Source organism: Photorhabdus tasmaniensis (assembly GCF_011189505.1).
GTDB classification, from domain to species: domain Bacteria; phylum Pseudomonadota; class Gammaproteobacteria; order Enterobacterales; family Enterobacteriaceae; genus Photorhabdus; species Photorhabdus tasmaniensis.
The window spans coordinates 1-284 of record NZ_PUJU01000254.1; the positions used below are offsets into that span (position 1 = coordinate 1).

The 284-nt window shown below is 48.6% G+C and carries 1 tRNA gene; it reads left to right on the forward strand.

What is annotated here, in order from left to right:
* Nucleotides 1–13: 13 nt before the first annotated feature.
* A tRNA-Ala gene (locus C5471_RS23790) sits at nucleotides 14–89 on the forward strand.
* The last annotated feature ends 195 nt before the right edge of the window (nucleotides 90–284 follow it).

Genomic DNA, 284 nt, shown 5'->3' on the forward strand with positions numbered 1-284 from the left:
AGTGTCTCTGTATGGGGCTATAGCTCAGCTGGGAGAGCGCCTGCCTTGCACGCAGGAGGTCAGCGGTTCGATCCCGCTTAGCTCCACCATACTAAAATCATAGTTCAGAGTGTATTGGCGACAGTATGCTGTGAATTATTTTGCTCTTTAACAATCCGGAACAAGCTGAAAATTGAATACAGTCAATACGCCCTTTGCAGGGGTATTGATGGGTCTCTCAACATTTTGCACCCCGAGACAGTTTCGGGTTGTGAGGTTAAGCGACTAAGCGTACACGGTGGATG